We start from the raw sequence: 24983 nt of genomic DNA on the forward strand, positions 1-24983 counted from the left end.
TCCTGAATGGCTGGCACAGCCGGCACAGTGAACCGAAACACACGGGAGGACCGATAGTGGGTCTTTGACGCTATGAGCGTGTAAGGCCGCCCGCCCGTCCGCAGAGCAAAAGCTGCCCGCCCTCTGATCGACGCATTTACTTGCTACACGGTGGCCGGCGCCAACTTCCGCGCCGACGTCACGCCGGCGGGAGGGGGGCGGTGCTCTCGCTTGGGCGCGGCCGGAGCAAGGCCACGAGGCTCTGGGCCCCTGGGACTTGATGATTGCGCATCGGCAAGCCCGGACGCGTGAGCAGAGGCTGCCTTAATACGGCGGTCGAAGCGCCTGGACCTCGGAGCCCAGCTGCAACGGCTTCTGCGCGCGCGGTGTCGCCGAAGAGCCTACCTACACGCGGCGGCGAGAGGGTCTCGTTCGATGACAACTACCTCCAGCCGCGAGAGATATTGTCGTGCAACAACAACCAGCGGACTGCTATCGCCGACACGGGCTACAGGCACACATGGCGCGTTCCGTTCACCATGGTGCTTCACGCCGTCTACACCTGATCGAGAGGCCGTAGTCAAAGGGTGCTGGGCTTTCGCTACGCGCGAGCCCGACTTGAAACTCGCCCCGCATGTGCTGCTGCCATTCACCTAAACCTTGGACAACGCGGTCGCAGGGTCCAGCATGGAAGCGTTGCGCGCCGGCAGGTAGCCGAAGATGATACCGATCAGGCTAGAGCATGCGAACGCCACCATGATCGATGTTCCCGAATAGACCAGAGGGAAGCTCGAACCGAAAGCCGTGAACACGGTGCCGAAGGCGAGCGCGCTCCCAATGCCAAGGACGCCGCCGACCAGGCAAACGAGCACTGCCTCGATTAGGAACTGCTGCAGTATGTCTTCTTGCCGGGCTCCGACAGCCATTCGTACACCGATCTCCGGAACGCGCTCGGACACTGACACCAGCATGATGTTCATCACTCCAATCCCCCCGACGAGCAACGAGATAAGCGCGATGGCTGCAATCAAGACCGTCATTGTCTGCGTCGCACCGGTAATGGTTTTTCGAATGTCGTCTGTGTTCAGGACAAAGAAGTCTTTGGTGCCATGACGCTGAAGCAAAAACTGTGAGATGGCCAATTCCACGTCGCCAGGAGCAACATTGTCCGCCACGCGCACGGTGATGCTCCGCAGCGAGGCGGTGCCCAGGATGCGCGTCTGCACAGTCGTGTACGGCAGGTACAGCGACAGGTTCTGACTTGACCCGAATCCGCCTTGCTGAGTCTGGACCACGCCGACGATTCGGCAAGGCACCTTGCCAACCAGGATGAGTTTTCCGATCACACCACCAGCAGCATCTGCGAACAGGGTCTTGCGCGTGTTCTCATCAATCACCACATCCTGTGCTCGCGTTTGGACACTGTCGGCATCGAAAAACTGACCCTCAAGCAGCTTGGATCCTTTTGCCACGAAATACTTTTCGCTCACACCGTTGACCAGCGCGCTGGCTTCGATGGCCTCGAAGCGAACTGTCTTGGACGTGGAGACCGTGGGCGTGACAGCTGCTACATAAGGCAACTTGGCCAATTCGGTCGCATCTGCTGCCACGAGAGTGGTTACCCGCGCGGAGCGCATGTCCCCGAAACCAGTCCCCGCAAAAATCTCCAACGTGTTTGTTCCGAGATCGGAGATGTCAGCGAGAACCTTCTGCCGAGAGCCTTCGCCGAGGGCCACCACACAAACCACGGAGGCGATGCCAATGATGATGCCGAGCATCGTCAGGAAGGTGCGCAGGCGATGGGCGTTCATGGCCACCAATGCCATGCGAAATGCTTCCTTCAACTGCACGCCGATCAGGCGGCTGGCACCTTCTTTAGGGCTGTGCACCGAAAAAGACGCTGGCTCACTCGGCGCTGGACCAACCGCATCGCTCCCGTGATCAGAGAGGATTTGGCCATCGCTGATCTCGATGATGCGGTCCGCCCGGCGGGCGACCGCCATGTCGTGTGTGACGATGATGACCGTCACACCTTCGGCATGCAGCTCATCCAGGATGCGCAACACCTCCTCTCCGCTGTGACTGTCCAAGGCGCCAGTGGGCTCATCAGCGAGAATCACCGACGCTCCGTTCATCAGCGCGCGGGCTATGGACACGCGCTGCTGTTGACCGCCTGAGAGTTGCCCAGGCCGATGGGTCGTCCGTTGTGTCATGCCCAGTCGCTCCAGCAGAGCTTGCGCACGTTGCCTGCGGTCCTCCGTCGGACGTCCGGCATAGATCGCTGGCATCTCGACATTTGCGAGTGCACTCAGTTCGGGCAGAAGATGGTAGCGTTGGAAGATGAACCCGAAGTGTTCGCGTCGCAGCTTGGCCAGTTCATCGGCGTCAAGATCGGCGGTTTCCTGGCCCGCAATCCGGTAGCTGCCGCCACTTGGCCGGTCCAGGCATCCCAGGATGTTCATCAGGGTGGACTTGCCGGAGCCGGACGGGCCGATGATCGCCACCATTTCGCCAGATCGAATGGTGAGACTGATATCGTGGAGTACAGCGATAGTGCTGTCGCCAGAAGGAAACTCGCGCCGCAACGCGCGCATCGCGATGAGCGGTTCGGTCATGGCAATCACCGTTCTTTCCTCACAAGCCCATGGGCGGAGGGCCGCCCATGGACGTAGAGGAGGAGGCCTTGGACGCTTCACCGATCACGACCTGCTCACCCTCCTTCAGTCCGGACTGGATCTCGGCCATTACCTTGTCATTCAGTCCCACGGTGACCGCGCGCGTGGAAAGTTTGCCTTTATCGTCCTTCACCCGAACGACGTAGGGACTGGTTCCAGCACCTTTCGTAAGCGCCGAAGACGGAATTGTCAGAACACCTTTGGCTTCGCCGAGAACAATGTGGACTTGCGCAGTCATGTACGTCCGAAGCCGCCCTTCGACATTCGGTACGTTGAACAGGCCGTTGTAATAGACGGCCGATGAAGAGGTCGACGAGGAGGAACTCGATGTCGACGTCGAGGACGTGCTAAAGCTCGAGTCGCTGCGGATCGATTCCGGTGCGGGCTCGATCGAAGCTAGCGTGGCATCGTAGCGGCGGGCAGGGTCGCCGACGATGGTGAAGTAAACCTTCTGTCCCGACGCCGTTTTGACAACATCGGCCTCCGAAATTTCTGCTCGGATGGTCATCGTGTCCAGTTGTCCCAGAATGACGATGGTTGGCGCCGACTGCGCGGCGTTGACCGTCTGACCCTCCTGCGTGACGACGGACAGCACTACTCCCGCGATGGGCGCGGTGATCCGCGTGTAGGCCAGGTTGGCTTGCGCGGTGGAAACTCCGACTGCACCTTGAATGATCTGCGCGTCAAGCGCGCGGATCTGCGCTTGCGTGGTTTTGACATTCGCGTCGGCAGTCTGCAGGTCTGACTGCGCGATGGCCTTCTGTTCGATGAGCGTCTGCTGCCGAGCGAGCGTCAGATTATGAAGCGCCAGCGTTGCTATTTTTTCGTCGCGTTGCGCCCGCAAGTTGGCTAATGCAGCTTCTGCCGTGCGCAAGGCATTCTCCTGGGTGACCGAGTCGATCTGCGCAATGAGGTCGCCCTTGGAGACCTTCTGTCCAAGCGCGACCTTCAGTGCAGTCAGCCGGCCTGACACCTGCGCGCCCACCGCCACCAGCCTCACGGGTTTCAAGGTACCGCTTGCGAGCACACTTTGTTCCACATCACCTCGGGCCACCTGCGCGGTGATCAGTGAAGGGGTTGTCGGCGAGGCCAGTGCGACCCAAGCCCAGACAGCAGCGGCAAGCACACCCAGTACTAACACTCCGATGAGCACAACGCGTGCACTCGGTCGGAAGAAAAGAGGATTTTTCATTTCAGGCCATTCTTCAAGCCACGCCAAGCCAAGCTGTACTCATTTAGCACTCCTGGACAGACGTGGCCCGTTATAGGAGTCGCTAACGGCTGGCGTTGACGTATCGATCTCACCGTCCCAGCCGCCGCCTAACGCCTTGTTCAGCGCAATATATTGAGTGGTGATCAGCACCCGGCTCTGGATCAGCGCATCCTGCGACGTATAAAGCGATCGCTGGGCAGTCAGCACATCCAGGAAGCCCGTGGAGCCGGCCTGATAGAGGACCTGGGATAGGCGCGCCGCTTGGCGATAGGCCTCGACCGAGGCCTCCAGGTTCTGGACACGCTCCGTCTCTTGGGACAGGCCGACTGCAGCGTTCTCCACATCTTTGAGCGCGGCCAATACAGAGGACTGGTAGGCGATGAAATATTGATCACGCTGTGCCCGAGTGATGTCCACCGCAGCCTTCAGCTTGCCGCCATTAAAAAGCGGAAGTGTCACGGACGGACCGAATGACCAACCGATCGAAGAATGCTTTGCCAAGTCGCCGACCTGTTTGCCAGAGGTCGACAGACTGCCGGTCAGGCTGACGCTCGGGTAGCGCGCCGCTTCTGCCTGGCCGATCTTGGCTGTGTATTGGGCGTATTGGCGTTCAGCCAGCAGAACGTCCGGACGGGCGAGCAGCACGTTCGCAGGAATGCCGAGCGCGATTGGCAACGGTGGCGTGGGGATCGGCTCAACCGCCTGCAGACGCTGCATCAGCGCAGCCGGTGCCTGGCCCGTCAGGACAGACAGGCTATGCACGGTCTGTGCGTAGGAGCTTTCCAACGTTGGAATCGCCGCCTTGGTGGTTTGCGCCTGGCCTGTAGCATTGGCAGCATCCAGGCCGGAAGATGCGCCTGCGTCGAACTTGACTTGCGTGATCCGTGCTGTTTCTTCTTGCGATGAGACGGTGTCGCGAGCCAGTGCGAGACGAGTCTGGTAGCCGCGCGCCTGAATGTAGTTGGATGTGATATCGCCGATCAGGGTGAGCAGCGTTGAGCGCAGACTCCACTGGGCGGAGTCCACGCCATAACCCGCCGCTTCGACCGCGCGCCGGTTGGCACCGAAGAGGTCCAGCTCCCAACTCGCATCGAACCCCGCCTTGAATGTATTGCCGCCTGAGGAGGTCGTGAGACCGGTAGTTGTCGTGCCGGTTGTCCCGCCGGACGCAACGCCGTTGCTGCCGGACCGTGTTGCGGACGCTGTGCCCGTCAACGATGGGACCAACGAGCCGGCTGCCTGGTTGTAAGTGGCCCGAGCCTCACGAATCTTGGCACTCGCGGTAGCCACATCCAAATTGCCGGCTACTGCCTCTTCCACAAGTTCATTCAAAAGCGGATCGTCCAGACGCGTCCACCACCGGGACAGGTCCGGTGCGGCGGACGACAGTGTGCGATCTTGCGTCGTGGCCCATTGGGCGGGCAACGTTACCGGCGGTGCGTGGTAGTCAGGGCCCACGGCGCAGCCGGCCACAAGGAACATGCTGACCAGCAACGCCATGACGGGTGCGCAGCGTTGGGGCAGGGAGTGGGGGGGGCGGGCGAGACCATGCGTCGCCGTCGCCATCGTGCTGATCATTTTCCGTTTGCTCATATTGGGTTCGTCACATCACCGGCGGCAGGATTCTTCGCAGGCAATCCGTTGTCTGGTTCAAGATCGGGAGACGACTGCCGTTTGAAAATAGCGCGCACACCTACAAAGAGCAGTGGCACGAAGAAGATCCCCAGCACGGTGGCGGCGATCATGCCGCCCATCACCCCAATCCCGATCGACCGTTGCGCGCCGGAGCCAGCGCCGGTGGCCAGGGCCAGCGGTGCGACGCCCAGGATGAAGGCAAATGAGGTCATCAAGATGGGGCGTAGACGCTGCTTGGCAGCTTCCAGCGTGGCTTCGACCAATCCCGCGCCGCGCGCCTGACCCTCCAGCGCGAACTCCACGATCAGAATAGCGTTCTTCGCCGCCAAGCCGATCGTCGTCAGCAGGCCGACCTTGAAGTACACGTCATTGGACTGGTCGAAGAGCAGGGCTCCCAGAAGCGCCCCGGCGATCCCGATCGGCACCGACAGCATCACGGCGAAGGGAATAGACCAGCTCTCATACAGTGCAGCCAAGCACAGGAAAACCACCAGCACGGAGATCGCGTAAAGCGACATGGCCTGACTGCCCGACATGCGCTCCTGGTACGACAGCCCTGTCCATTCATGGCTATAGCCTTTGGGCAGCTTCGCGACGAGTTGATCAATCGTGGTCATGGCAGTGCCCGAGCTGACGCCTGCAGCGGCTTCCCCTTGAATCTGGAGAGCAGGCAAACCGTTGTATCGCTCCAGTCGAGCAGGACCAAAGGTCCAATGGCCGCTAGCAAACGATGCAAACGGCACCATGGCGTTGCTGGAGTTGCGTACGTGCCAGTTGTCCAAATCCTTGGGCTGCATCCGGAAATCCGCATCGGATTGCACGTACACTTTCTTGACGCGCCCCCGATCGATGAAGTCGTTGACATAGTTGCTACCCCAAGCCGTTGACAGTGTGGTGTTCACGTCGGCCAGGCTCACGCCCAGCGCACTCGCTTTCGCCGGGTCGATATCGATGGCGTACTGTGGCGTGCCTTCCTGGCCGTTCTGGCGGGTGTTGCGCAAGCTCGCATCCTTCGCTGCGGCGCTGAGCAACTGATCGCGGACGACGGTGAGTTGTTCGCGACCCAACCCACCGGCGTCCTGTAGGTAGAAGTCGAATCCGTTCGATGAGCCAAGGCCTTCGATGGCGGGCGGCAAAAGTACGAACACCTGGGCATCCTTTGTCTTGGCGAACGCCGTGGTAGCGCGGGCGGCAAGAGCGCTTGCGGACAAACTCGTCGACTTTCGTTGGTCGAAGTCCTTCAGGCGAACAAAGACCATGCCCACGTTCTGGCCGGCACCGCCGAAGCCGAAGCCCGTTACTGCCATGACGCCGTCGACGGCGTCCTTTTCCTCTTGAAGGTAGTAGTCCGTAACCTGCTCCAGCACCTGTCGCGTTCTGTCCTGCATCGCCCCAGCCGGCAGCTGTACGGACGTGATCAGAATGCCTTGGTCTTCAGAGGGCAGGAATGAACTGGGCAGGCGCGCGAACATCCACGCCATGACAAGCACAATGCCTACGAAGGCAATGAAAAAGCGCTTTCGGCGGGTCAAAATCTTTTCTACGCCGCTACGATAGCGCTGCGAGCCGCGCTCGAACGTACGATTGAACCAGCCGAAGAATCCGCGTTGCGGCGCATGAGGCTTCGGGGGCTTCAGTACCGATGCGCACAGCGCCGGCGTCAGGATCAAGGCAACCATGAGCGACAGCACCATGGCGGAGACAATCGTGACCGAGAACTGACGATAGATGATGCCGGTCGAGCCTGCGAAGAAAGCCATCGGCACAAATACGGCAGACAGCACGACTGCGATACCCAGCAGTGCACCGGTGATTTCCTTCATAGACTTACGCGTCGCCTCGCGCGCCGAGAGGTTCTCTTCGGCCATGATGCGTTCCACGTTTTCCACCACAACGATGGCGTCATCGACGAGCAGGCCTATCGCGAGCACCATCGCGAACATCGTCAGCGTGTTGATTGAATACCCGAAGATGGACAAAACCCCGAAGGTTCCAAGTAGAACCACTGGAATGGCCAGGGTGGGGATGAGCGTCGCGCGCACGTTCTGGAGAAACACAAGCATCACGATGAACACCAGCACGATGGCCTCTACCAACGTCTTGACCACCTCTTTGATCGAGAGTGTCACAAATGGCGTCGTCTCGTAGGGATAGACGACCTCCACGCCCGCGGGTAACGTTGTTGCGAGCCCGCTGATCGCGGCCTTGACAGCTTTAGCGGTGGTGATGGTGTTGGCGCCGGTTGCGAGGTTGACGCCGAGGCCCGACGTCGGCTTGCCGTTGTAGGTCGCGCTGCCGGTGTAGCTTTCGGCACCAATTTCGATGCGGGCAACATCTCGAAGGAGAACAACCGACCCATCGGTAGCGCTTTTGAGAATGATGTTGCCAAATTGCTCGACCGTCTGCAGACGGCTCTGGGCTGTAACCGTCGCGTTGAGTTGCTGCCCCTGCCGCGCGGGTTGCGCGCCCAGCTGGCCGGCAGATACCTGGGTGTTTTGCGCCTTGATGGCAGTCTCGACATCTCCGGGCATCAGCGCATGTTGCGCGAGACGCTCGGCGTTGAGCCAGATCCGCATGGCATAGCCGGAGCCGAACAACTGCGTCTTGCCGACCCCGGGTACCCGTTTGATCGTCTCGTTCAACGTGCTGTTGACGTAGTCGTCCAAGTCGGTCGCAGTGAGCTTGCCATTCGTCGAGACGAAACCGATCACCATGAGGAAGCTGGATGACGACTTGGTCACCGTCAACCCCGTGCTCTGCACAATAGACGGCAGCAACGAGGTGACGAGCTGGAGTTTGTTCTGCACCTGCATCTGGGCCACATCTGCATTCGCCGCGTTGCTGAAGGTCAGCGAGATTTCAACCGACCCGGTGGAGTCGGAGGACGCAGACATGTACTGAAGATTGTCGAGACCCGTCATGCCCTGCTCGATGATGCGGGTGACCGAGTTTTCGACGGTCTGGGCATCCGCGCCGGGATAGCTTGCGTTAATCGATATGGTGGTGGGGGCGATCTCCGGGTACTGCGATATCGAAAGTGTGCGGAGTGCCATCAGGCCTCCCAGCATGACGACGATGGCAAGGACCCAGGCGAAGACCGGTCGTTTGATAAAGAATTCCGACATTACTGGCCTCGGCTCGCCGTATCGCGTTGATTGAAAGTCGCCGATGCGGCAGAGCCGGTGACGGCTCGAGAATCGCTAGTTCCCGCTGGCACCCGCCGAGTGTCCGCGTCCCCCTGGGCCGTTTGAGGGATCTGGCCCGTCGCCTCATCTATCGCCACGCTGACCGATGCGACTAAGTCTCCTTCACGGACACCCTGAGTGCCTTCCACAATCACTTGGTCACCGTCGGTCACGTTGTTCTCGACCACCCATGCGTTGCCGATAGAGCGACTGGCAGTCAGCACGCGCTGCTCCACCTTGCCGTCCTTGAGAAAGAGTGCCGTGGCTTCTCCGCGCGCATTGCGGCTGACAGCGCGCTGAGGAACGAGAAAGGCCTGCGGCGCCGCACCCTTGTCGACAACGGCGCGCACATACATGCCGGGCAACAGCAGGCGGTCCGGGTTGGCAAAAGTCGCGCGCAGCGTATAGGAGCCTGTTGCGGTGCTCACGCTGGACTCGGCGAACGCCAATTTGCCTGTCAATGGATAGACCGTGCCGTTTTCCAGCTTGAGCGTCACGTCGATGTGAGTGCCGGAAGCCTTGATGCGTCCGGCCTTGATCGCCTGGCGCAGATTGAGCAAACTGGCGCTGGTCTGGGTCAGGTCAATGTTGATGGGGTCGAGTTGGTGGATGGTCGCAAGCGCAGTGGCCTGGCCCGCAGTGACAAGCGCACCAGGAGTCAGTGACGATTTGCCGATGCGCCCGGAAATAGGTGCGGTCATCGTGGTGTAGTCGAGGTTGATCTTCGCCGTCTGTACAGCGGCCTGGGCTGCGGAAACACCGGCCCGGGCCTGTGCCAAGGCCTCGATCGCTGCTTCATGGTCCTGCGTGCTGATCGCCTTCTGGCTGACCAGGTCCTTGTTGCGATCGGCTTTGGCCTGTGCGCTGGGTACAGCGGCTTGGGCTTTCAAAAGCGCAGCGACGGCGCTGTCGTAAGCGGCCCGATAGGTGGCCGGATCGATCTTGTACAGCGGGGCGCCCGCCTTGACCTCGCCACCCTCTGTGAACAGGCGCGTCTGAATGATGCCGCCGACTTGTGGGCGGACCTCCGCCTCCAGTGAGGCGACGACGCGACCGGCCAGTTCTTCCGTGAGCGGAACCGACTGCACATGCAGCGTCACGACGCTGACGGTTGGTTTCTTCTCAGCAACTGTGGCCCCGTCGTCGGCTTGCTTGCATGCCGCAAGGGCGAAAAGCAGCAATGCCGCTACGGTGGTCCTGACTGTCATGCTTCTGTTCATTCCTGCACGGAGCGTTTTCGTTGTGTGTCGCCTGCCGAACCCAGGCGCTGGTCGCATCTTTTGCGGCCTGCGCATCGTCGACGGCATCGAGCCAGAAAGTGTTGGGTTATCGTGGAGATTTCGTGGAGAACCCCATCCGTACTCGCCGCAGCGCTTCGGCAGGGCAGACAATATTGGTATTGAGAGATCCATCCCAAACCGTGAACAACTCGCTTATCCTTATTGCCGAAGACGAACCGGAAATCGCCGAAATACTCGACGCGTATCTGTCGCGGGAGGGATTTCGCACCTACCGGGTCCCCGATGGCCAGATGGCCATCGACGCCCATCGGGTGCTGAAGCCAGACTTGGTTTTGTTGGACGTCAAAATGCCAAAGATCGACGGATGGGCCGTGCTGGCCGAATTGCGTCGGCGGGGGCATACCCCGGTCATCATGCTTACCGCTCTGGACCAGGACATCGACCGCCTGCAGGGCCTGCGCCTTGGTGCCGACGACTACATCGTCAAGCCATTCAATCCCGTGGAGGTTGTCGCGCGTACGCAGGCAGTGTTACGCCGGGCCGCACTAGCAAACACCTCGAGCGTGATTCGGCTGGGCCCGTTAGAGATCGATCTGGAGGGCTATGTCGTGCGTGTCGTAAATGAAGCTGGTGACACACCTCTTGGGTTGACATTGACCGAATTCCGGCTGCTGTCTCACATGGGGAAATCACCAAGCCGCGTTTTCAGCCGAAGCGAGCTGGTCGACGCCTGCCTGCCCGGGGGTGATGCGCTGGAGCGGACTGTAGACAGTCACGTCAGCAACCTGCGTAAGAAACTTGACCAGGCTGGTGCGCCTGGGATGATGGTAGGTACGCGCGGTGTGGGCTACCGATTGATGGGCGTCTGATGGCCGGTAAACTAAGCCGTCAAATTGTGCTGTCGATGAGCCTCGTATCGGCCATTACGACAGCTATCGGATTTGTTGGTTCGTTCATCGCCTACGCGATGCTTTTCCGGTTTCTTCCTCCACCCCCGGGACCGCCGGACAGCTTTCTTCCTCACGGCCCGGACTACCTGATCGTCGCAGCATTTCTGATGATGGGATTGATCGCGGCTGTGGTCATCGCGCTACGGTTGACTCGTCGGATCCTTACCCCGCTGAACTCTTTGGCGGAGAGTGCTCGCAGTATTGCCGCAGGGGATCTTGCGGCCCGCGCTATTCCCGGCGATCGGTCGCTTGGCGAAACGGCCCATCTCGTGGATGACTTCAACGTCATGGCGTCGAAACTGCAGGACATGGCCGCGAGCATGGCCTCCTGGAACGCGGCCATCGCTCACGAACTGAGAACACCACTGACGATCTTGCGGGGTCGATTGCAGGGCGTCCAAGATGGCGTCTTTCCGCCCAGTGACGAATTGATCGGCGGTCTTCTCGCGCACGTCGAAAACCTTTCGCGCTTGGTTGATGACCTGCGTATCGTCACTTTGCAGGACAGTGGCCATCTGGATATACGAATTCAACCCGAAAACATTGGTGCAGAGGTTCGGCGCACCGTCGAATCGATGAGACCGGCACTCTCTGAAGCCGGGCTGTCTGTCGAGGTGACTCAGTCAGAAATCGTGCTGCGATATGATGCCGCACGGCTGAGGCAAGCGCTGTTGGCGCTTCTTGATAACGCGCGACGGTATGCCCACCCAGGAAAGCTCAAGGTCGAACTTGAATCGACTACCAGCCATGTGGTGCTAAGGGTGGAAGACGAAGGCCCGGGACTGACGCCAGAATTTGCGCGTCAGGCATTCGACCCCTTCATGCGCGATGAGCCGTCGCGGCTGCGGCAATATGGGGGATCGGGCCTCGGATTGGCAGTGGTCCGGGCGATCGTCTTGGCTCACTCAGGCGAAGTGCGATATCTGAGGTCGTCCGCCGGGGGATCCATCTTTGAGGTGAAGCTTCCGTTCGCCATTGGGAAGCCGACACGGTTTCGTGCATTCGACGTTCCGCCATGACGTTGCAACCGAAGTGCGAGGCAGCGCGTACATGCCCGCGCGCTGTTCGAATGCCTTGCGACGGTCACGGGGTGCCGCGCAGTGCAGAGGAGGGCGCATCGATGTTGTCCCGGCCGACGTTCGAGGCGGCTGCAAGATGCCCGCTGGTCGATGTTCGGGGACAGTCGGGATTCGACGCGGGTGTATTTCGATTGCAGGTCGTCGAGAACGCCAGGACCAGGGAGCAACAGGGATGCGGACGAGCGAGACAAGGGCGCGGGCAACATCGATGGCGAGACGTTCGATCGAGCTGCGAGGCTGTTGCAGGAAGTCTTGTCGCTGCTGGGTGGCGATGATTCCCGGCCATTGCCTGCTGCGGTCGAAGAGGACCGACTCATGCGGTTGCCTGAGGTCCTTTGTCGGAGGGGTCTGTGCCGTTCGGCACTCTATGATCAGATGTCGCGAGGACAGTTTCCGCGTTCGATCAAGATCGAGCTACGCGCAGCCTCTTGGTCGGCCAGAGCGGTACGCAACTGGATAGCGCAGCGAGTAGAAGGATAAGCGCACCGGCAGTTGCAACGTCAATGGCACATCGGGGGGAGACTCCAACGAGATGGCCAATGCCGACCTCAAGCAGGCGGTCACGAAGCTGGCGCCTGAAAGCTGCTTGCAACACGCTGCCAGTTCGCAATGCCGCTTGAGTTCAAAAATTTAATGCTTGGAGGAGGCAGCGACTGTGGCAACCCGAGATCCCGCGAAGACCCTTCGCAACAAGCAGATCGGCAAGTTGACCGATGAGATCAACGATCTCCTTGATGACGTGCTTGCGTCGACGGGGTTTGAAAACGAACACTCGCTCAATGCGACCTATGGCGGCAAGCACGCGGAGTACATCGACGTCAAGAATGAGGTGATCGATACGCCCGAACAGTTCGTGGCGCTGTATTTCCAAGGCTTTCTTCGCACGCTGGAGGGCCTGGGCATCTAGGCCAGGTCTGGCAACCGGTACTACGAAGCCTATGTTCACGTCCGCAAGCACAGGAAGGTCCTGAAGTGGCTCAGGCTCTTCCTGATGCGTACGTATCTCAGGCAATACGACGCTCTGTCCAAGAAGCGCCCACTTGTCGAGGAGGCCGAGATCTGGATAGGCCAGAAGAATGCCGCCTATGGGCTCCTGGTCACGCCGCGGTTCAAGAACGGCGTCTGGGAAAACGATAAGAGCGAGATTCGGCACTTCAAACCGAGATACTGGACGATCGGACACGTTTGGGAGACCGGGTTCGTCATTCCGGACGAGGACGAGTGCATGCATTTCACGGACGTGGAGCAATACCTCTCGTTCTTCCGCAACACGCTGGTTCGCAATTCCGGTTCAACCCACGAACTGGCCATCGCCAGGCGCTACTGCGAATTCGTCAGAGCGAGCGAGGCGCCACAGGAGGTGCCGCTGCTGATCCCTGAGTTGCGCTATGGAGGGAAAGACGTCAAGAATGAACACCGGCTGGACTTCACCATCATCGATCCGTTCACGCTGTCCAAAGTAGGCTTTGAACTGTCTCCGTGGTCGACCCATGGCCTCCTCACGGGGACCAAGGGACAAGACCCAGAAAGCCATCAACGAGGAAGCGAGGGCGAATTTCGAGCGCGAGATGTCGAAGCTGAAGGCTTACTTTCGCAAGAGAGGCATCCCGGTAATCGTGTATACGGACAATGATCTTCAGGATCACGACAAGATCTTCGCGGACATCGCCGACTACCTGACACCCTCGAAGCTTCCTAAGCAACTCGAATTCCACGCGTTGGAAGACTTCCTCGCATTCAAACCGCCGACGTGAGGGCGGGGCATCATGTCTCTCCACCTGTTGGCCGCTGCAGTCCCGGCCTAGGTGGGACCGCGGAGGATGGAGACGGGTGTCGAGGACGAACCGGGCCTGCGAATGCTGGCGTTAGCGGCCCTTGGCGGCACTGGGCTCGATCACCAGCTTCCGACTGAACTGGGGCACGGCGCTGGGGAACAGCATGTGCTGTGCTGCGAAAGCAGTTCGCTGCCGAAGGCCTGCTGCCCGGCCACGGGCGTGCCGGGAAACCGGTTAATATGTCGTTGCCTTTGGCATAGGCACGCCGCCCGCAGCAGCGAAGCTCCGAGAGTCTTGCCCTCAATTCTAAAACTCCTGACATGCCTTTTCTCAAGGTTCATGCGGAGACGGTGGCGGGCGACGTTTTCGATATGGACCATGGAGAACTGTCATGTCCATGATTTCCCCTGTCCCCTCATCGATCGGCGGCATCAAGAGCCTCGCCCGAAAGATCAAGCAATCGACGGGCGCCTCCCACACGGCGGCCCTCGACAGCGCGGCCCAGACTGCGCATTTCCAGAACTACGCTCACGCGCAGCGAACGTTGGCTGCCCATGTCGATGCGGCATCAACGTTGGTGGAAACGCGGTCGAACTTGCATCCGCTGTATCTCACGTTCTACTGGAAGGACAAGGAGACCGGCAAACGGGGTCGTGAGACCCTCACGATTCAGCTTGCGGCTCCCTGGACGTCGCTGATCACGGTTCAACAGCTGAGCCACAACCGCGCTCTAAACGATTTGCAACCGATGGCGCTGGACCACCTGGAAGGTAAATACAACTGCGGCGGCCAGATGGAGGCTCGTGAACACGCATGCGCTGCGGCACGGGCATTCCAGTTTATGGTGGCCACTCGGCTGCGACCTTCTGCAAGTTTCAGCCGTGTTTATCCGAAGGGAAGCTCGCGCAACTGTGCGCCGCACTCCGATCATCCTAGCGTCTGGTTTGAACCTGCAACTCGGCGCTACCTGTTTGTCGACGAGCCGTACGAAATGGCCATCGGCGAGAGCGAAGAGCGTGAGCGTGAAAGATGGGCTATCAGCCATCTCCAGGTCATCGTCAAGCCTGCGTGGAAAGGGATGTACAGCCCCCAGCCGCAGAGCGGATCGCAAATATTCTTCATTAGTCACGCATTCAGTGGCGTGGCATTGCAGCCCTTGGTTGCGGCAGTCGAAACGATTCCCCCGTGCACCGCAGACCGTTGGACGGGGGAATCTGCTGCCGCGACATCGCGTTTCAGCAGCCCTCTGGAGGGGCAACCAATTCCCAAGCCTGAGCCAACGCTGCGTGCTCGCATGCAGCACGGCGATCCCGCGACTCCGGCGATTGCATTTCACAGGGAAGCAGGATTGCTGCTCAACAAGCTGATCAATCTTTGCCGCCGACGGTCCGGAATCAAGACGCATCTTGAATCCGTGCGTGATGTGCTGCGTGAACTACTTATGACCTCCTCGGCCGAGGAAGACGTGTCCGATGCCGAGTTGTTGGCCATCTACGATGTCAACAAAACTTCGGCGCAACCGATTCTTCGTCCTGATTGGCAGCAGCGGCGCACCTTGGAGGAAGACATGCGCAAGCTTCGTGGGTTGCTTCTGCAGGAGTTCGCCTTCAAGGCTTACGGGGGCGCGCTCGCGAGGCACCTGGGGGCAGCGGAGCGCTCGCTTGACACTTGGTACCGAGCGTCATAGGGGCAATTATTGTGGGCGCAGCGCTGAGCATTGCGCCCACAATTTATCGGCGTAGCTGGAAAGGCCGTGCCATGCGTGGTGCGCCTGCGCTGTCGGCGCCGGTTGAACTTTGCCCAACCTTCTCACGAGGTCCGAGATAGTCGCAGCTCCTTGAACTCATTGCCCAGGAAGCGAAACTTGTGACGGAAGAGCCCTGCAAGTTTGGTGTCTGCTGTAGCAAAGAAGATTTGCCTCGATCCGCCGATGGCAAGGTGGCGAAGATGATCGAGAAACGACAGCATGTTGATGTCGTCGATGTGCGCGACGGGATCGTCGAACAGCAGCACTGGGGGGCCTGACCGGAGGCGGCCGTTCATCGCCAGGAACAGCGACAAAGCAAACGCGGCGCGCTGACCTGTGCTCATATGTTCGAGTTGAACCTCTGCGCCGGTGCTCCTGCGAGAAATGACGAGTTTTCCCTGGACGACCTGAATTTCAAACTCGTTGGGCATGTGGATGCTGGCAAAGGTGCGAGCAATCTCTGTTGCGTTCTCGGTCAGGATCTGGCTTTCCAACTCGCCCCCGGAACTCTGTTCGGCTAGCGCTTCCAGCACCCGCTCTGCATCGCCTGCGCACGTGATCTTCGTGCCGCCGGTTTCAATCTTCTTGACAAGGCCTTCGACATTCTTGGTTTCGTCGTTGAGCGCCTTGCCGTTGGCACCTTCCTGCGCGACGGCCGTGGCGACTTGGGCGAGCAACTGCTGGATAGCTGCGAGATTCAGCGCGATTTCTTCCGTGGTCGCCTCAGTACTGATCGTCAGGATTGACGCGAGAATTTGGCGTGCTCCCAAGGCAGCCTCCGCATCTGAGATCAGTTCTTTGACCGATCTTGCGAGGTGGTCTGTGTCGCCGAGGGCCTCGATGGACAGGCGTTCGGCCATTGCATCGCATTCCTGCCGCACGACGTCCGATTCATGTACCGCGGTCTTTTCAGCGCTTTGCAGTGTTTCCAGCGTCTCTTTGTGATTCGACTGGGTTCGTTGCAACTCCTCAAATGAAGGCAATTCGGCCATTCCCGCGGCCAGCAACTTGCTGGCAAGGTCTTTGGAGGACAGCCCATCGGACTGCAGTTGCTGAGCCTGCGCCTGGATCGTTTCCAGTTCCTGTCGATCACGATCGAATACAGCTCGTTCTTGGGCGATCTGTTCAAGCGCTTGGGCTACCGTGAGGGTCAGTGCACTGTCTCCGGTAAACGCGCGCAACGGATGCAGCGTGGCCAACATGGCCCGGGCGCCCTCCATCGATTCGCTGGCCGACGAGATGGCTGCCTGCAGCAGGCTGGCTTGCTCGGATGTACCCACCTCGACATCGGCCATCATCCGCGCAAGCAGCTGACCTTCCTCGAACTCTGTTCTGCACAGAGGGCAATGATCGGGATTGGTCGACCGCTGCAGTATGTCCTGGGCGGTTCCCAGCAGGCGCTGCCGCAGAACGGTCATCGTGCTCTGTGTCTTTTCCAGAGCCTGAAGTGAAGTTTGCGCCGCGTCGCGCCGCCGCTGATGCTCCCCGATCTCGGTGTCGACTGAGTCAATGGCGTCGGCTACAGGTGTTTCCAGAAACTGATGGATTGCACTCGTATCGCTGAGGTTGGCGACCAGGCTCAGCCTCGTAGTCTGCGCGCGGACCCGATCCCGACACTCCGATGCCTGCTTGACAAGTTGTGGGAAGTTGGTGCGGGCATAGGGAAGCAGTGCCTCCGTAGCGGCGCTTAGTTCCGCCGCTGCATGCGCCTCTCGAAGTGCATTGGCCTGTGCCAACCGGGCGGCTTTAGCCCGCTGATCCAGGGCTTCCGCCTTGCTGGCTTCGTCGTTCAGGTTCGTCAGTAGCCGAAGCGCGGAATCGGACTCGGCGTGAAGCACGTTGATCGACGAATGGCGGACCAGTGCGATGGCAGAAGTCGCCTCCTGCAGGCGCTCTCGCAATGCTTCGAGTTGACCTTTTTCATCTGGGGGCTGACTCCATCCCTGGCCCTTCAGCGCCGCGAGAAGTTCGAGGAACAGGCTGTCGGATAGCTTGGGGGCCGCTTTGATGGCATCCAGGCGGGTCTGGGCGGCCAGCTTCAACTGTTCATTGCTCGTCTTGTCGCGCCGTAGATCCTTCAGCTCATCCTGCAACTGCTTGAGGACGCGACGCAGCCTGTCTGCCAGATTCTCTGCAGTCGCACCCAACACCAAACGGGTGACGTCCGTTCCAATTTGTGCTGAACTTGCCGATACGCTGAGGCCCACCGCAGCATCGGTGTCGAGAAAGTTGAATTTCCCGAAACTGTCCTGGATGGTGACCGTCTTCAGTTCGGTCTTAGCATACCAATTTGAATGGCGCGCTCGAAGTCGTGTGGCATCAGTGGTCGAAGACAGCTTGTGCACGACACCGAGAAGATCTGCAGTAATGGATGTGTTGCCGAGCAGTGTGGAGGATCGCCGATTCCTTCCGCAGTAGGCGAATTCAATTGCCTCAAGGAGTGAGGTTTTGCCGACGCCATTGCTGCCGACAATCAAATTCACTCGACCTAGCGGGTGGTCCTTCTCCTCCGGATGTGTGCGGAAGCCCTTGATGGTCAAGTGCTCGATGAAGTGACTTGCAGCGGCCTGTTCGGCAGCGAGTAGAGCGACAGGGGAAATCGGGCGCGACGCTCCATCCTGCGTTCCCGCAACGATTCGCCGAACGGCGTCCGGAACGGAGATGTCACTATCCAGAATGAAGGCAAGGCCGTGCTGTTCGAGGGTGTTTGACCATGTTGTCGCGAGGTCGATCGGCAGGGCGGTCGGCGGGTCGGGTGCTTGTGCGTTGGCAAGCAAACCGGCGATCTCGCCTTCTCGTACGACCTGCTTGCGGGCGTACTCCCTGTCCGCCTCTACCTTGGCTTTGAGGCGTCCGAATTCGCCCCTCTGGGCTTCTTCATCGCTGGTGACGAAGTACAGGTAATGGTTCCAGCGCAAATCGGTCGCGACGTCGCTGGAGAAATACATTGGCGAGAGAACTTCTTCCTGGTAGCTTTTCAACGAATCAACAGTCGTTGCGAGCCGATCGTTCAGGTCGAAGTAGCGAATCGCATAGTCGCGAGCGCCGAAGCGGTCAACGCCTCGAAATACACCCTGCCCAACGCTTTCAAGATCGGGGTAGCGATCCTTGAGCATCGCTTCAACGCGTTGCGCATTGATCATGATCTGTCCTCTGAGAAATCTACCGGTGATGCGCTGGCCGGGGTGTCGATGAGATTCGTGCTTTCGGGGCCGCGTGCGACAAAGCGGTTGTCCCGTCGGAACACGACGCAAAGCCGGTCTTGGGCGCGTACGATGGCGTCGCTCAACTCTTCTCCGCTCTTGCCTGCTTCGCAGGCCTCATTGACCGCATGGGTGGTGATGGCCTGCCTAAGCTTCTGGTGCGTACTTTCAACCGCTGAATTGTTCGCCTGGTCAGCAAGGTAGGCTAGTGATGCAGGCCCGCGCCCACCGGTGTTGGGTTCGACATTGTGGTGCGGGGACTTGCGTTTCCATGAGAACTTGAAGCCGTTCGCCAAGTCCTGTACCGGCGGTGGCCACGGAACCTCGTTTTGGGCGAGTCCGATCGCATCGTGTGCGCGCTGCAATCTTTGCATCCGGTAGGACGATCCTGGCCGAGTCAGATCAACGTCTTGATGGACCGTCACTCGGCGTATCGATTCCTCGTCCTTGTCCAGATGGACCGCATCGAGCTCTTTGACGGTGTACCACGATGCCGGGGTTCCACGGGGCCCCATGAGAATCTCGATAGCTCGTTCGACCGCAAGTGGGCTGGCCTGAGAGGCCCGCTGCAGGTGTTCGGCAATCGCGTGGTAATCCGTCAGGGCGTCAGCAAAACCGTCGTTGGCAACCGCACCAGACTCCCAGCTGTTGCTGTCTGCTTTCCAGGACCAGCGCTCTTCCACCGCAACGAAATTCTTCGGGGCCAGCGCTTGCTCACCGGGAAAAAGCAGCTTCTGCTTTTGCAACTGAATAATCTGGCCTTCATAGTTCAGGAAGAACGAGTGCCATCGTTGGGCCAGCAAGCAGTAGTAAAGACCGCCGCGGTGCAGCGAATCTATGAGCCCATCGTCAGCGCTGAATTTTGCGGGCGGCGCATACCAGGCCGAACCTGCGACGTTGTTCCAATCGGCATGCTTGCCGCCGTCCTTGACCTCTTTGATGTTCTTGGCCCAGTTCAAGCACAGGAGTTCGACGTGGCTGTTGGTTCCCACTGAACATAGCTTGGCGCGGTAGGCCGCATAGTCGGTATGTGCTGGCTTCGGGTTGAGCTGGATATGAATGAGCAAACAGTTGATATGGATCGCCTCGATATGCTCAGCGAAGTCAAAGGCATCGGAGCAAATAATGGAGACGAGGCTCATTCGGCCGATGCCGCGATTGAAGGCGTACACCGTCTTGCCGAGGCACAGTGAAGTTTGCTCTACGTCCCGGTAGTCCCGGCAGGCCACGGTCTTGAGTTGCGTGAGGAGGACTAGCACAGGCTGTCCGTCCTGGTTTTCAGCCCAGAAGACGTAGAGCAGCGGGTCAACGTAACGCCGTTGCGCAGCTTGCCGCGCGTCGAGAGGTTCATGGTGAAACACGCAGTCACCAGCCGCGTTGTACCGTTGAGCCAACGCTTGGAAATCAGCCGGAGAGATGCTTTCACATCCAAGCACCCAGATTGCGCCTTGTGGGGGGCGATAGTGCCCCGCCACGATTTCTTGTACGACGGACCACGGGACGCAATATTCCGGTGCTACTGCGAGGTCAGAATGGCTTTGTGCCGCGGAGGAAAGAAATCCGCTGCATAAGGCGTGACCCAGTGCAGCATCTGCGTGACCAACCCGGACATCATTGGCTTCGACCATGCCCGTTGGCTGAAGCAAGATTGTCCGGTAGGGCTCGCGTGCTGGATTCAGGGCTTCCAGGCTCAGGAGCGTCAGAGGACGCGGCTGCTGACGCAGCACCTCTTCGACGTCTACGATGTTTATCGTCACTATTCCTCCTCTTCAGAGCGGGTGAATACGACAACATACTTGTCGCGCGAGAAGGCACGCGTTGAGACGTGATGCTCCTTATGGATTCAGTGTAACAACATGTATAGATCGGTTCCTTGTCAGACCTTCGCCTGGACGTACTGCAGGGCGGCTTCGGGAGTGAATACGACAGCGCAGTCGTAGAGCTTGCCCAAGGCCAGGTCGCTGCGGGTCAGGACGTTGGCAAGTGAGCGTTCCGTGAAGAAGGCATCGCAGTATCCGACCGCCGCGGCTGCGTGCTGCATGTCGAAGAAGTCGTTGGCTTTGAGCTTCTGTCCTTTGTTCCAGCGAACGGCAGCATGTATCGATGTATTGATGTGCAGCGTTCGCAGGGTGGCCTTGCCCTTGCCGGAACTCATTGCGCCCACCAGCAAGCTGAGGCACTGCCGTTCTATGGCCTTGTATTGGTCGGTGTGTTTTGCCGGGCGTGGTCCCAAGGAGGGTGGGGCCATGTTGCACAAGATGTCCGCGGCTCGGCCAGCATAAAGATCCATCACGCCGACGAGCTCGTGTTCATAGACTTGCTTGAAGCTCCTGATCCCCGGCGCATGTTCTGCGATGCCTTGGTTCAGGGTGTGAGCCAGGCGCTCATGGTGCCCAGGATCTTTGGTGGACATGGCGTCGCCGATGTGTTGTTCGATTTCGACCAAGGGGATGGTCCACATGTGATCGAAAAATGCCTTCTCGATTGCCCTGCCGGTTTGTTCGTCGAACATGCCGACGGGCGGGCTGAAGTGGTCCAGCGCATAGCTGAGCTTGGTCCAGACAAGATGATCCAGTGGATAAACCTGCTCCGGCGTGAGTGTTGCATGCAGCAGATGGGCAATCTCGGTGCCGATGCGGAGATCGAACGAAATGATCGTAACCCCGAGGCTCAGTTCATCGATCAGCGCTGCGGTCCTCCGGCGCGTGTCGGCGTCCGATTGCTTGAAGACTTCCAGGAAGCAGCTGTCCGAGATGGGGAAGAACGCACGGCCATCAACCACGGCTTCGCGCAGCGAGGCCAGCAGAGCGCTGTAGGGATGAAGTGTGGGACTGGTGGCTTGGGCGTCGCGGATGCCGATCCAGAACTTGAGATCCAGATAGATGGCGCGTCGCCCCTTCAGGCTCTTAGCCAAGTCGATCTGCCTGTTCCGGCTGTGCCTTTCCAGATCGACTTCCGGGTGAGCCCGGTGCGCATCGATGGACGCGCCGATCCCTGCAGGGGCTATTTGCATCGGTGCGCTACCGGCCGCCAGCGTACCGGTCATCGCTGTTCGCCGATGTGCAGGTGGCCGCCATCCTGACTACGGTTTGGGAGGATGCAGGCGCGTGTCGAGAACGAACGGTGCCTGCGAGTGCTGACGGTATCTGTCTTTGGCGACACTGGGCTCGATCACCAGGTTCCAGCTGAACCGAGACACGGCGCTTGGGAGCAGGACAATGCCGTGCTGCGCGAGCAACTGGCTGCCGAAAGCTTGCTGGCCGGCGCTGGGCGTGCCGGGGATCAGCCAAGCCGGGTTGGGCACGTCCTCTGGCTGCACGACGTGGATCGGTTCTTTCATGATCTCCGCGCAGGTGAGCATGTGAGGCTGGGTGTCCAACACCGGAAAACCGGCATGCACCGCAACCTCCAGGATCGCGGTGCTGGGGTCGATCGAACAGTACACGGTGCGTTGACCTTTGACGTTCCAGCGGCCACCCAGCTTCTCGGCGCCGATGCCGCTGTCCCAGGTGTTGGCGTAGTGCTCGCGGTCCAGGCGCCAGGCGAGCACAGGAACACCTGTGACTAGCCGGGGGACGGACATCATCGGGTGGTCGCGCGTCAAGCGTAGACCCCATGCTCGATGCGGTCGAGCAACTCTTCGACGAGTTGGGTGCCCACAGGCGTTGCCAGTAGATCGATGGGTTTTTGCTGGTCCAGGCCAATGGCGGGGGAGGTCAGCCATTGCACGGCGGTCTCCCGGCTTCCGAGCACCACGGTGGCCTTGGCGACCACTTCGGCGAACTTGAAGGTGCGCCCACCCTGCACCACGCTGAGGGTGTTGCCTGGCGCCCCCTTCTTGCGATGCAGGGTGCGCAGGCTGACGCCCAGCGCTTCGCTCAAGGTGTGCGATGAGAGCGGTTCCACGGCGAGGGCCAAGTGGGTGATCGAGACGCTGGGAATGCCATGGGATACCCAGCGATGGACGTCCAGCAGGTTTTCGGGCGCATGGGAGAACACCTTGTGGCCACCCAGCAGTTCCAATGCGATCACCAGATGCGTGCCGTTAGCATCGATGAGCGCGCGATATCGCTTCCTCAACTCTGCCGTGATGTGGGGCTGGGGATCGCTCGCCAATACCCAGGAGCCGGTGGTTCCGGAGTGGAGGGCGTGGGTTTCCTTGGTCGTCATGGAGGCACCTCTTCTGCCATTTGGCACTGATAGTGTGCCATACGGTGAGAATCTGAGGTGTTCTCTCGGGGAGTCAAGGGGGTAGCGCATGAGGGGCATTCTTCAGAGCGCCAGCGTAGCCAGCCGGTTTTCGCGTGTTCGCGGGTCAGGTGGCCGTAGTACAGCTCGATCATCCAGACCGATGTGCCGGCAATCTGCGCCACGGTCAGGGTGTCGAGGCCGGCTTGTACGAGGTCGGTGATTGTGTTGTGCCGCAGGGTGTACATGGTGGTGCCCGAGGGAAGGCCGCCTTCCGACGAGCCGATGGCAAGCCATGAAACAAGGACGCCTGAAAGCACCCGATGAGCGACGCAGTGGTCTCTGCTGGCCTCCTGGTTCCGGCTGGCCCTCGCAGAGTTTCTCGAAGAACTTGGCAGTTGTGTCAATACGCCGGCCTCGGCCGGCCTTGTCGTTGTCGATGGATCGGGTCTGCGGACGAGGGCACGTAGCGTGCCACCTGCAACTTCGCAAGTGCCCCGGGCCGCAGCGGTATGACGGTCATACCTCGAACAAACAGCGCGAGATCTTCGACCGCATGGCGAAAGGTGCGGCGCTTCTTGGTGTTGGGATACAGCTCGCGCCAACGGTCCACACCTTTCAAGGGCTTGAGCTTGCTGCGCCATGCGAAGTTGCGGGTGACGAAACCATCCTCCAGGGCCAGCTTGAGCGCCGCGCGGAAGCAGGTCGTATCCCGATTGAAGAAGTTGTCCGAGCGTGGCTTCCATGACACCTGCCCTTTCTGCAAGGTCGAGTTGTCAACGCTGGATAGGACGGGTCACGGACAAACAAAAAGCCTGCTTGCGCAGGCTTTTTGTTGCCTTTCCGCTACGCGCTACGCAGCGGATCGACGGTTTTGGCGTCTAAGTGGCGTCTGTCGTCGTAAGTTGTTGATTTCTCTTGTACTAATTCGATCTTGTAGCCGTCAGGGTCCGTTACGAAGGCGATGACGGTCGTGCCGCCCTTGACCGGGCCGGCTTCGCGCGTGACGTTGCCGCCCGCGGCCTTGATCTTCTCGCAGGCCGCATAGGCATCGGGCACGCCGAGCGCGATGTGGCCATAGGCGGTGCCCAACTCGTAGCTTTCGGTGCCCCAGTTGTAGGTCAGCTCGATCTCGGCCTGGTCGGGGTTGCCCTTGCCGTAGCCGATGAAGGCAAGGCTGTACTTGTACTCGGGGTTTTCCGATGTGCGCAGCAGGTTCATGCCGAGCACTTTTGTGTAGAAGTCGATGGAGCGCTGGAGGTTGCCAACGCGCAGCATGGTGTGAAGGAGTCGCATCTCGTGGTGCCGTGTAGTTATGGGTGGGAAGGCCGCTATTGTCGGCCTCCGGGCGCGGCGATCAAGCCGCCAGTGTCAGCAGGTGGGCCTGGTGGCGTTGCAGGAAGGCCATCAGGTGCTGCGGGTACTCGGGCGCCACAGCGTTGCGCACGCTCGGGCGAGCCGCCAGGGCCTGGCGCCAGGCGTTCACCTTGGGCAGCGCGTCGAATATGTGCGAGTCGTGCAGGGCGTCGAACACCTCGAAGTAGCGGAACACCGGCGCAAACACTGCATCGACCAGGCTGAAGTCCGCGCCCGCGAAATAGGGGCCGGTGCCCAGCGTCGCTTCGACGCGCTCGAACTTCGCAATGAGCGCGAGCCGCTTCTGCTCGAACACAGCTGCATCCTGCGTGGTCTCGTAGCCCCAGAGGTCGCCGAGGATGGCGGAGCCGAACTCCATCCACGCACGGTGTTCGGCGCGGGTGAGCGGGTCTTCGGGATGCAGGCGCGTGCCGGGTTGGGTCTCTTCGAGGTACTCGCAGATCACGTTGCTTTCGAACAGCACGGCCTCGCTGCCGTCAGGGCGCTGTACCTTCAGCAGCGGCACCTTGCCGAGTGGCGAGATGTCGAGAAACCACTGGGGCTTGTTCGCGAGATCGATCACGACGCGCTCGAAGGGCACGCCTTTTTCATTCAGCGAGATCGCGGCGCGCTGGACGTAGGGGCACAGCAGGTGGCTGACGAGGGTGAGGGCTTGCGGCATGGGGTTTCCGTTCTGGGAGAAGGTGTTGCGGATCGCCGCGATTCTTGCGATCTCGGACAACCTTTTCCCGGAAAG

General features: G+C 60.0%; 20 protein-coding genes. 6 read left to right on the forward strand and 14 right to left on the reverse strand.

The genetic code is table 11. The features are described from left to right. Positions 1-632: 632 nt before the first annotated feature. The 5 genes from ACSFB7_RS34075 to ACSFB7_RS34095 form a co-directional block, all read right to left on the reverse strand. Positions 633-2594, reverse strand: a complete 1962-nt coding sequence (locus ACSFB7_RS34075) for a MacB family efflux pump subunit (protein ID WP_435476756.1) — start codon at positions 2592-2594, stop codon at positions 633-635. 19 nt (positions 2595-2613) lie between these two features. Continuing rightward, positions 2614-3846 carry an efflux RND transporter periplasmic adaptor subunit gene (locus ACSFB7_RS34080; RefSeq protein ID WP_435476757.1) on the reverse strand — a complete coding sequence of 411 codons (1233 nt, stop codon included), beginning with the start codon at positions 3844-3846 and terminating at the stop codon, positions 2614-2616. 39 nt (positions 3847-3885) lie between these two features. Beyond that, positions 3886-5367 (reverse strand): efflux transporter outer membrane subunit, encoded by a 1482-nt coding sequence (locus ACSFB7_RS34085; protein WP_435476758.1) that lies wholly within the window; start codon positions 5365-5367, stop codon positions 3886-3888. An 89-nt stretch (positions 5368-5456) separates the two neighbouring features. Beyond that, positions 5457-8627, reverse strand: a complete 3171-nt coding sequence (locus ACSFB7_RS34090; RefSeq protein ID WP_435476759.1) for an efflux RND transporter permease subunit — start codon at positions 8625-8627, stop codon at positions 5457-5459. After that, complete coding sequence (locus ACSFB7_RS34095) at positions 8627-9895, reverse strand: efflux RND transporter periplasmic adaptor subunit (protein ID WP_435476760.1); 1269 nt, start codon at positions 9893-9895, stop codon at positions 8627-8629. The genes ACSFB7_RS34090 and ACSFB7_RS34095 overlap by 1 nt, the downstream gene beginning before the upstream one ends. 212 nt (positions 9896-10107) lie before the next feature. Between ACSFB7_RS34095 and ACSFB7_RS34100 the strand changes: the two genes are divergently transcribed. The 6 genes from ACSFB7_RS34100 (at position 10108) to ACSFB7_RS34125 (ending at position 15419) form a co-directional block, all read left to right on the forward strand. Further along, on the forward strand, positions 10108-10797 hold the full coding sequence (locus ACSFB7_RS34100; protein ID WP_435476762.1) for a response regulator: 690 nt from the start codon (positions 10108-10110) through the stop codon (positions 10795-10797). After that, positions 10797-11897, forward strand: coding sequence for an ATP-binding protein (locus ACSFB7_RS34105; RefSeq protein WP_435476763.1), 1101 nt, complete (start codon positions 10797-10799; stop codon positions 11895-11897). The genes ACSFB7_RS34100 and ACSFB7_RS34105 overlap by 1 nt, the downstream gene beginning before the upstream one ends. 375 nt (positions 11898-12272) lie before the next feature. Then, positions 12273-12437, forward strand: a complete 165-nt coding sequence (locus tag ACSFB7_RS34110) for a helix-turn-helix transcriptional regulator (RefSeq protein ID WP_435476851.1) — start codon at positions 12273-12275, stop codon at positions 12435-12437. Positions 12438-12663: 226 nt separating this feature from the next. After that, positions 12664-12864, forward strand: coding sequence for a hypothetical protein (locus ACSFB7_RS34115; protein ID WP_435476764.1), 201 nt, complete (start codon positions 12664-12666; stop codon positions 12862-12864). Positions 12865-12948: 84 nt separating this feature from the next. Continuing rightward, positions 12949-13590, forward strand: coding sequence for a hypothetical protein (locus ACSFB7_RS34120; RefSeq protein ID WP_435476766.1), 642 nt, complete (start codon positions 12949-12951; stop codon positions 13588-13590). 533 nt (positions 13591-14123) lie between these two features. Continuing rightward, positions 14124-15419 (forward strand): hypothetical protein, encoded by a 1296-nt coding sequence (locus ACSFB7_RS34125; RefSeq protein ID WP_435476767.1) that lies wholly within the window; start codon positions 14124-14126, stop codon positions 15417-15419. Between the two features lie 122 nt (positions 15420-15541). Here ACSFB7_RS34125 and ACSFB7_RS34130 read toward each other — a convergent pair whose 3' ends face one another. The 9 genes from ACSFB7_RS34130 to ACSFB7_RS34170 all read right to left on the reverse strand — a co-directional run bounded on the left by ACSFB7_RS34130 (position 15542) and on the right by ACSFB7_RS34170 (position 24908). Further along, complete coding sequence (locus ACSFB7_RS34130; protein WP_435476768.1) at positions 15542-18622, reverse strand: AAA family ATPase; 3081 nt, start codon at positions 18620-18622, stop codon at positions 15542-15544. Beyond that, positions 18619-20439, reverse strand: a complete 1821-nt coding sequence (locus ACSFB7_RS34135; RefSeq protein ID WP_435476769.1) for a hypothetical protein — start codon at positions 20437-20439, stop codon at positions 18619-18621. The genes ACSFB7_RS34130 and ACSFB7_RS34135 overlap by 4 nt, the downstream gene beginning before the upstream one ends. 119 nt (positions 20440-20558) lie before the next feature. Beyond that, complete coding sequence (locus ACSFB7_RS34140; protein ID WP_435476770.1) at positions 20559-21728, reverse strand: hypothetical protein; 1170 nt, start codon at positions 21726-21728, stop codon at positions 20559-20561. Positions 21729-21764: 36 nt separating this feature from the next. Beyond that, positions 21765-22232, reverse strand: a complete 468-nt coding sequence (locus tag ACSFB7_RS34145) for an RES family NAD+ phosphorylase (protein WP_435476771.1) — start codon at positions 22230-22232, stop codon at positions 21765-21767. Between the two features lie 50 nt (positions 22233-22282). Continuing rightward, positions 22283-22852, reverse strand: a complete 570-nt coding sequence (gene parS, locus ACSFB7_RS34150; RefSeq protein ID WP_435476772.1) for a type II RES/Xre toxin-antitoxin system antitoxin — start codon at positions 22850-22852, stop codon at positions 22283-22285. After that, entirely contained in the window at positions 22849-23118 is a 270-nt protein-coding gene (locus ACSFB7_RS34155; RefSeq protein ID WP_435476773.1) for a hypothetical protein, read from the reverse strand. The genes parS and ACSFB7_RS34155 overlap by 4 nt, the downstream gene beginning before the upstream one ends. Positions 23119-23273: 155 nt before the next feature. Continuing rightward, on the reverse strand, positions 23274-23621 hold the full coding sequence (locus tag ACSFB7_RS34160; protein WP_435476774.1) for a hypothetical protein: 348 nt from the start codon (positions 23619-23621) through the stop codon (positions 23274-23276). A gap of 95 nt (positions 23622-23716) precedes the next feature. Beyond that, positions 23717-24166 (reverse strand): lactoylglutathione lyase, encoded by a 450-nt coding sequence (gene gloA / locus ACSFB7_RS34165; RefSeq protein ID WP_435476775.1) that lies wholly within the window; start codon positions 24164-24166, stop codon positions 23717-23719. A 61-nt stretch (positions 24167-24227) separates the two neighbouring features. Further along, a complete protein-coding gene (locus tag ACSFB7_RS34170) occupies positions 24228-24908 on the reverse strand; it encodes a glutathione S-transferase family protein (RefSeq protein ID WP_435476776.1) in 681 nt (226 codons plus the stop codon). Positions 24909-24983: the final 75 nt, after the last annotated feature.

The organism is Variovorax raffinosi, from assembly GCF_051216615.1.
Lineage (GTDB): Bacteria > Pseudomonadota > Gammaproteobacteria > Burkholderiales > Burkholderiaceae_C > Variovorax.

Coding starts and splice junctions, on each gene's coding strand:
- ACSFB7_RS34155 (WP_435476773.1), bottom strand. CDS start 23,118: ATGTACACCCTGCGGCACAACACAATCACCGACCTCGTACAAGCCGGC.
- ACSFB7_RS34130 (WP_435476768.1), bottom strand. CDS start 18,622: ATGATCAATGCGCAACGCGTTGAAGCGATGCTCAAGGATCGCTACCCC.
- ACSFB7_RS34170 (WP_435476776.1), bottom strand. CDS start 24,908: ATGCCGCAAGCCCTCACCCTCGTCAGCCACCTGCTGTGCCCCTACGTC.
- ACSFB7_RS34090 (WP_435476759.1), bottom strand. CDS start 8,627: ATGTCGGAATTCTTTATCAAACGACCGGTCTTCGCCTGGGTCCTTGCC.
- parS (WP_435476772.1), bottom strand. CDS start 22,852: ATGACGACCAAGGAAACCCACGCCCTCCACTCCGGAACCACCGGCTCC.
- ACSFB7_RS34085 (WP_435476758.1), bottom strand. CDS start 5,367: ATGGCGTTGCTGGTCAGCATGTTCCTTGTGGCCGGCTGCGCCGTGGGC.
- ACSFB7_RS34125 (WP_435476767.1), top strand. CDS start 14,124: ATGTCCATGATTTCCCCTGTCCCCTCATCGATCGGCGGCATCAAGAGC.
- ACSFB7_RS34095 (WP_435476760.1), bottom strand. CDS start 9,895: ATGACAGTCAGGACCACCGTAGCGGCATTGCTGCTTTTCGCCCTTGCG.
- ACSFB7_RS34140 (WP_435476770.1), bottom strand. CDS start 21,728: ATGACCGGTACGCTGGCGGCCGGTAGCGCACCGATGCAAATAGCCCCT.
- ACSFB7_RS34075 (WP_435476756.1), bottom strand. CDS start 2,594: ATGACCGAACCGCTCATCGCGATGCGCGCGTTGCGGCGCGAGTTTCCT.
- ACSFB7_RS34110 (WP_435476851.1), top strand. CDS start 12,273: ATGCGGTTGCCTGAGGTCCTTTGTCGGAGGGGTCTGTGCCGTTCGGCA.
- gloA (WP_435476775.1), bottom strand. CDS start 24,166: ATGCGACTCCTTCACACCATGCTGCGCGTTGGCAACCTCCAGCGCTCC.
- ACSFB7_RS34080 (WP_435476757.1), bottom strand. CDS start 3,846: ATGAAAAATCCTCTTTTCTTCCGACCGAGTGCACGCGTTGTGCTCATC.
- ACSFB7_RS34120 (WP_435476766.1), top strand. CDS start 12,949: ATGCGTACGTATCTCAGGCAATACGACGCTCTGTCCAAGAAGCGCCCA.
- ACSFB7_RS34105 (WP_435476763.1), top strand. CDS start 10,797: ATGGCCGGTAAACTAAGCCGTCAAATTGTGCTGTCGATGAGCCTCGTA.